General features: G+C 65.7%; 3 protein-coding genes. 2 read left to right on the top strand and 1 reads right to left on the bottom strand.

Annotated elements, in window-relative coordinates:
* The coding region (locus WEB06_20195; GenBank protein MEX2557939.1) for a sigma-70 family RNA polymerase sigma factor at positions 1 to 590 on the top strand (590 nt) is incomplete at its 5' end.
* A 170-nt stretch (positions 591 to 760) separates the two neighbouring features.
* A complete protein-coding gene (locus WEB06_20190) occupies positions 761 to 1,927 on the top strand; it encodes an ISAzo13 family transposase (protein MEX2557938.1) in 1,167 nt (388 codons plus the stop codon).
* A gap of 15 nt (positions 1,928 to 1,942) precedes the next feature.
* On the opposite strand, the gene WEB06_20185 is transcribed toward WEB06_20190, so the two are convergent.
* Positions 1,943 to 2,314, bottom strand: a complete 372-nt coding sequence (locus WEB06_20185; GenBank protein ID MEX2557937.1) for a DUF6788 family protein — start codon at positions 2,312 to 2,314, stop codon at positions 1,943 to 1,945.
* Positions 2,315 to 2,493: the final 179 nt, after the last annotated feature.

Raw genomic sequence — 2,493 nt, 5'->3', positions numbered from 1 at the left:
AGTTCGACTGGCGCAAGGGCTTCAAGTTCTCCACCTACGCGACGTGGTGGATCCGTCAGGCGATCAGCCGCGGCATCGCCAACACGGGGCGCACGATCCGCGTCCCGGTTCACGTTGGCGACACGCTGGCACGCCTCCAGAAGGCCCGCTCTCGGCTGGAGCTGAAGTACGGGCGTCCCGCCACCCTGGCCGAGCTGGCCCGCGAGGTGGAGATGCCCGAAGACAAGGTCACCGAAGCGCTGCGCTTCGCCGCCGAGCCGCTGTCGCTCTCCGAGCCGCTCCGCGAGGACGGCGACGCGGAGCTCGGCGACGTGGTCGAGGACCGCTCCGCGGAGTCGCCGTTCGAGGTGGCCGCCACGGCCTTGCTTCCCGAGGAGATCACGCGCCTGTTGGCCCCGCTCGACGAGCGCGAGCGCGAGATCCTCAAGCTGCGTTTCGGTCTCGACCGCGGCGAGGCCCGCACCCTCGAAGAGGTCGGCGAGCACTTCAACCTGACCCGCGAGCGGATCCGCCAGATCGAGGTCCGCGCGATGAGCAAGCTTCGCCATCCCTCCAGCGGCACCGGCGCCCGCGACCTGCTCGCCGTCTGACGCGCCCCGGCACACCGGTTCCTCTGCGGGGCACCGGGCGACACGCTCTGTCAGACACCCTTCATTTCTCTCTAAGGGTCCACGACATGTTAGTGCGCGCGATGTAGTGTGTTGTTGTGGAGGTGACACCGGAGGGGCTGGCGCGGTTCTTCGAGGTGGTGTTGCCGCACATGAACGAGGTGCAACGGCGTGTCGTTGCCGGGGCGGCGGCGGAGATGTTCGGGCGGGGCGGCAAGACCGCGGTGGCGTCAGCGTCGGGGTTGAGCCGGAACACGGTGATCAAGGCGCACGCCGAGGTCGCAGCCGGGATCGAACCGTCGGATCGGTTGCGGGCAGCTGGTGGTGGTGACAAGCCGTTGATCGACAAGCAGCCCGGTCTGCTCGAAGCGCTCGATGAGCTGGTGCATCCCGACACGCGGGGAAATCCGATGTCGTTGTTGCGGTGGACGTCGAAGTCGTCGACGAAGCTGGCCGATGAGCTGGTCGCTCGCGGGTTCGAGGTGTCGTCGCGCACGGTGCTGCGCTTGTTGCATCAGCTGGGCTATTCGTTGCAGGCCAACGCGAAAGTGACCGAGGGTCGCCAGCACCCGGATCGTGACGCCCAGTTCCGGTATCTCAACGACATCGCCGCGAGTTTCGTCGATGACGATCAGCCCGCGATCAGTGTCGACGCCAAAAAGAAGGAGTTGATCGGTGACTACGCCAACGGCGGCAACGAATGGTCACCCGAAGGCGAACCCGAACGGGTCCAGGTCCATGACTTCGCCGACCGGGCGCTCGGCGAGTTCGCGAAAGCGATCCCGTATGGGATCTACGACGTCGCCAACAACGAAGGCTGGGTATCGGTCGGCGACGTCGCCGATACCGCGGAGTTCGCGGTCGCGTCGATCCGGGCCTGGTGGAACCAGATGGGCCGTGACCGGTTCCCGAACGCCACCCGACTGTTGATCACCGCCGATGCCGGCGGGTCCAACGGTTACCGGCTGCGCGCCTGGAAAGTGCACCTCGCCCGCCTCGCCGCTGACACCGGGCTCGACATCACCGTGTGTCACTACCCGCCCGGCACCAGCAAGTGGAACCGGATCGAGCACCGCATGTTCAGCTTCATCACCATGAACTGGCGTGGCCGACCCCTCACCAGCCTGCGCACCATCATCGAGTTGATCTCCGCCACCGCCACCACCACCGGGCTCAGCGTCCAAGCCGGCCACGACCCCGAGTGGTACGCCAAAGGCGTCCGGATCACCGACACCGAACTCGCTGCTGTCCCCCTCCACCCACACGACTTCCACGGCGAATGGAACTACACGATCAACGCCCAAACAGACCTGGCGTGAGCCCTAAGCTTGCGATTAAACCTTCGGGTCTTGTGACGCTGCCTGGGTGAGGTGGATGTCGGCGGCTTTCGCGGCGATGGTGCGCATCTGTTCGATGATGCGTCGCATACGACGGTCGTTGGCGATCCATCGGCGGTAGAGCTTTGCTTCAGTGGGGGTGAGCCGGCGGGTGACGGTCTTGCCGTCGATCTTGCGAGTCCATTGCCAGTAGGGCCCGTGGGGTTGGGGTGGGTCGGCGCGGCACTTGCAGCCTGGTGAGGTGCAGCGGGTGTAGCGGCGTGTGAGCGAGCCCGACGAGATCATCCCGATGTCGGCGAGCTGCGCGGCGAGTTCGCGGTAGCGGCGTTCGTAGGTGGCGAGTCGCTGTTCGGGGCTGGTGCGGGCCATGACGTCTCTGTCGAAAGTGTATCCCCGATCCAGGTGCAGACAGTAGACATACTGTCTGATTGTGGCAGCTTCGGTGGGAGAGCTTCAACGGTTCCGCTCCGATCTCTACGGCTGTCTGACCCGATGGGGTGACGCACTGTTCGAGTTGTGTGACGCCACGTTGTGCTCACCGTCACCGG

The organism is Actinomycetota bacterium (assembly GCA_040905475.1).
Lineage (GTDB): Bacteria > Actinomycetota > AC-67 > AC-67 > AC-67 > DATFGK01.
The sequence above is the reverse complement of the archived record's forward strand: the minus strand, read 5'-3'. Positions and strand labels throughout refer to the sequence as shown.